5 protein-coding genes are annotated in these 4,112 nt (G+C 70.4%); all 5 read right to left on the bottom strand.

Features of this window, described 5'->3' with window-relative positions:
• Positions 1–293 precede the first annotated feature (293 nt).
• Positions 294–521, bottom strand: a complete 228-nt coding sequence (locus tag HUU95_RS09970; protein ID WP_174279977.1) for a hypothetical protein — start codon at positions 519–521, stop codon at positions 294–296.
• Positions 518–1,960: a radical SAM protein gene (locus HUU95_RS09965; protein WP_174279976.1), complete on the bottom strand. Its 1,443-nt coding sequence runs from the start codon at positions 1,958–1,960 to the stop codon at positions 518–520. The genes HUU95_RS09970 and HUU95_RS09965 overlap by 4 nt, the downstream gene beginning before the upstream one ends.
• On the bottom strand, positions 1,887–2,660 hold the full coding sequence (locus tag HUU95_RS09960) for a prolipoprotein diacylglyceryl transferase family protein (protein ID WP_174279975.1): 774 nt from the start codon (positions 2,658–2,660) through the stop codon (positions 1,887–1,889). Before HUU95_RS09960 ends, HUU95_RS09965 begins: the two co-directional genes overlap by 74 nt.
• A gap of 121 nt (positions 2,661–2,781) precedes the next feature.
• Positions 2,782–3,660, bottom strand: coding sequence for a pirin family protein (locus tag HUU95_RS09955; RefSeq protein ID WP_174279974.1), 879 nt, complete (start codon positions 3,658–3,660; stop codon positions 2,782–2,784).
• Between the two features lie 94 nt (positions 3,661–3,754).
• Positions 3,755–4,112 (bottom strand): topoisomerase C-terminal repeat-containing protein (locus HUU95_RS09950; RefSeq protein WP_302480115.1); only part of this gene is annotated, 358 nt, incomplete at its 5' end.

Genomic DNA, 4,112 nt, shown 5'->3' with positions numbered 1-4,112 from the left:
GGCCGCCGACGATGCCGGCGTGACGATCCATCGCGGCGCGGCGATGCCGGTCGAGGCGCCGGCGGCATCGATGGCGCAGGCGCGGCACGTCAGCCTGTGGTCCGCCGGCGTCCACATCCATCGCGGCGAGGACGCGCCGGTGCTGGCGGATGAGGGCTGAGCGGGCGAGCCTTGGCGCGGACAGCCGGTGTTTCGCGTCCGGCTCAGCCGCTCGCCTGGCTAGACCCGTAGGTGGTCTGGTCCGGCACGGCGGGCGATGTGGGCCATGACATGATCGGCGGCCGTGACCCGCGTCACTCGTCGGGTGAGCGCATCATCCGGAAGCCCGCCCTGGCCAGGAGGATGCCGAGCCCGCACGGGATGATGCCGACGAGCAGAACCGGCGAGGCGGACAGCATCTCGACGGGATCGCTGACAAGACCGGACAGGGAGAACAGGATCACCGCGCCCGTGCACAGGCCGGTCGTGCCGGCCAGCAGCACGCCGACCGCGACGAACAAGCCGCCGAGGAACTTCGTCATGCGACGCTCACCGCCCGGGCGCCGTCCCGCCGCGCCTGCGCGAGCACGCCCTCGCCCGCCGCGCCCGGCCGGTAGAAGAGGTTGAAGGTATCGAACGGGATGATCGCCCCGTCCGGCTGGACGAAGTGCACGCAGCTGCGCTTCACCGTGCCCAGATCGAAGTTGAAGCGGTCCAGGAACTGCGAGATGACGACGCGGAACGTCTGCTCATAGCCGATGTCCTGCGGCACCGCCGCCTCGGGCAGGCAGCAGAGCAGGCTCGCGAGCTTCTCCGACGTATCCGCCTGCGCGGTGGAGAGCGACAGGAGCTGGAAGATGCGCTCCTTCAGCTCGGGATAGGCCTCGAAGCTGACGGTGTTGGGCGCGGCGGCGACGAACAGCTCGCGCGGCAGCATCGCCGTCACCGGCGCCACGTCGCGCCCGTTGCGCAGGCCATAGCCGATGCAGATCTGGTCAGGGTTGCAGGGCAGCGGGATCAGGTCGTCGAGCGCGAACACGCCCGCCTCGGCGATGCGGCGGCGAATCTCGGTTAGGGTAATGCGGTGCTGCCTGGCGTCGAAGCCGTCGTTGCGCCCGGCGTCCTGCACCGGCTGGAAGGTGACGCCGCGCACGCAGCGCCACTCCAGCGCGTGCCGCACGATGTCGGGGATCTGGCGGTCGTTGACGCCCTTCTTCACCGTCACCACCAACGTCGTCGAGATGCCCGCCGCGTCCAGCGCCTCCAGCGCGCGGCGGCGGATGGAGGAAAGGCGGGCGCCGCGCAGCGCCATCAGCGCGTCGTCGTCGAGCGCGTCGAACTGGAGATAGACCTCGAAGCGCGGCCGGAACGTGGCGAGGCGGGCGACGAATTCCGGCTCCTGCGCGATCCGGAGCCCGTTGGTGTTGATCATCAGGTGGCGGATCGGGCGGGCGCGGGCGGCCTCCAGTATCTCGAAGAATTGCGGGTGGATGGTCGGCTCGCCGCCCGAGATCTGGACGAGGTCCGGCTCGCCCTCGGCGGCGACGATCACGTCCAGCATCGCCTCCACCTCCACCAGCGGGCGGTGGCCGAGGTGATGGACCGAGGAGCCGGCGAAGCAGACCGGACAGCTCAGGTTGCACGCCTCGTTGATCTCGATCAGCGCCAGGCAGCTGTGCTGCTCGTGGTCGGCGCACAGGCCGCAATCGAACGGGCAGCCATGCTCCGTCCGGGAATGGACCGCGAGCGGCCGGTCACCCGGCTTTAGCCAGTCCTTGGCGGCGCGCCAATAGGCGACGTCGTCGGAAATCAGCGTTTTGGTGACGCCATGGACGCGGCAGCGCTTGCGGTAGAAGACGAGATCGCCCTCGACGATGATCTTGGCGGGCACCGGCGTGAGGCAGGTCTCACACAGGCTCGTCGTCTCGCCATAGAACAGATAGGGTGCCACGCCGCGCGGCGGCGCGCTCGCGGCGGACATCGGCTCGATGATAGGCGCATGCATAAGCGACCAGCCCCAGGCATAGCAGGTGGAAGATGTTTAGCGGCCCGATCAGCCGTGGATAGGGCTTGAGGAACTCCCACGCGAAACGCTGCGCGCCGTACCAGCCCGACAGCAGGTAGAAGCTGCGGCGGAACGCCCAACTACGCCGCCGACGCAGCGCCGTCAGGTAGACGAGCAGAAACCCCAGCATCGCGAGCGACTCGTACACCTGGACGGGGTGACGCCCGATGCCGTCGCCGAGATCGACCGCCCAGGGCAACGAGGTCGGCACGCCATAGGTCTGGTCCGGCAGGCCCGCGAACAGGCAGCCCCAGCGGCCGACGACGATGCCCATCGCGAGCGGCCCGACGAACGGGGTGCCCGTCGATCCCGCCAGACCGACCGCGCGCTTGTAGATCTCGACCGCGACGATCGCACCGGCCAGCGCGCCGGCGATGCTGTGCGACAGCACGGGGGCGACCATGCGCAGCGTGTTGGTGGAGCCCATCGCCCACGCCCCGACCAGCGCGCCGGCGGCCAGTGCCGCGAAATAGCCGGGGCCCGTAGCGCGCGCCAGCCGCTCGGCCGCATCCCGCAGCCGCCACCGGTGCAACGTCGCGCCCAGGCCGGCGGATGACGCCCAGGCGAGGATGTCGAACAGGCCATGCGCCCACGGCGCGGTCGGGATCACCAGCATCGGGTTGCCATCGTCCGACGCTTCCGGCTCGACGGCAAGGCCGATGAACGAGCGGCTGGTGCCGGGGAGGTGGCGAGATCGGCTCGACGACCGCGCATCGCCACGTGGAGCAGATCGCCTCCTATGCGCCGACGTCGATCAGCGGTTCGGCGCCGTCGAACCTGCCCGCCTGATAGTCGCGGATCGCCTCACCGATCTCCTCGCGCGAGTTCATCACGAACGGCCCTTGCGCCACCACCGGCTCGCCGAGGGGATCGGCATGGCCGAACAGCAGCGTGACGTCGGTCGCCGCCTCGACGGCGACCGCGTCCCCGTCGTCGTTCAGCGTCACGAGGTGCCACTGCTCCACCGCGGCGCCCGCCACCGCGACCGTTCCGCTGACGATGTAGAGGAACACGCTGCGGCCCCGTGGCGCGGGCAGGTCGACGCGCGCGCCCGACGCGAGGCGGACGACCGACATGAACACGCCGGTCAGGGAGCGGATCGGCCCCGTGTTGCCGCCGAACGTGTCGGATACCAGCGCCAGCGTGCCTTTCCCGTCCGCGATCGGGATCGCCGGGATCCCGTCCGCCTGGACGCCGGTATAGGCCGGCGTCGTCAGCTTGAGCCGCGCCGGCAGGTTCACCCACAGCTGCAGGATTTCGAGCGCCCCGCCCTGCCGCTTGAACGCCGGTGGCGACACCTCGGCGTGGATCAGACCCGATCCGGCGGTCATCCACTGCACGCCGCCGGCCTCGATCACGCTCTGGTGGCCGCCGCTATCGTGATGGGCGAGGCTGCCCGTCAGGATGAACGTCACCGTCTCGAAGCCGCGATGCGGATGCGGCCCGAACGGCAGGCCGTTATTGCCCGGCGGGTAGACCTGCGGTCCATGATGGTTGAGGAACAGGAACGGATCGACCTGATCGAGGCCGGGACTGGGCACCGGCCGGCGGGTCGTCAGGTCGGCGATGTCGTCGCGGTGGGCGGGATAGGCATGGGCGATGCTGCGCGGGGTCATCGTCGTCTCCGTTCGGCCTGCATGAACGAACGGGCGAGGGTCACGTCCGCTCCAGTGGACTGCGGGTGCCGCGCCGTGAGGTCCGCCGGCGACATCAAGCCTTCGCCTTCGCCTTCGCCTTCGCGACCCCCGGCTTCTTCACCGCTATCTTCTTCGCGGGCGCCGCCTTCGCCCCCGCCGCCTTCTTCGCAGGCGCCGCGTCCGCTTTGGCCGCCGGCTTCTTCGCCGCCACCTTGCGCTTGCCCTTGGCGGGCGGCGCCGCCGCCGCGCGGTCGTCGAGCAATTGCGCCGCCTCCGCCGCCGTCAGCGCTTGCGGATCGATCGACTTGGGCAGCGTCGCGTTGGTCGTGCCGTCGGTGACGTAGGGGCCGTAGCGTCCCTCCATCAGCTTCATCGGCGCCGCCGTGCGCGGATGCTCGCCCAGTTCCTTCAGCGGCGCGCGCGCGGCGCCG

The sequence above is a fragment of the Sphingomonas bacterium genome (genome assembly GCF_903643065.1).
GTDB lineage: Bacteria > Pseudomonadota > Alphaproteobacteria > Sphingomonadales > Sphingomonadaceae > Sphingomonas.
Note: the sequence above shows the minus strand (reverse complement) of the source record. Positions and strands in the feature narration are given on the sequence as shown.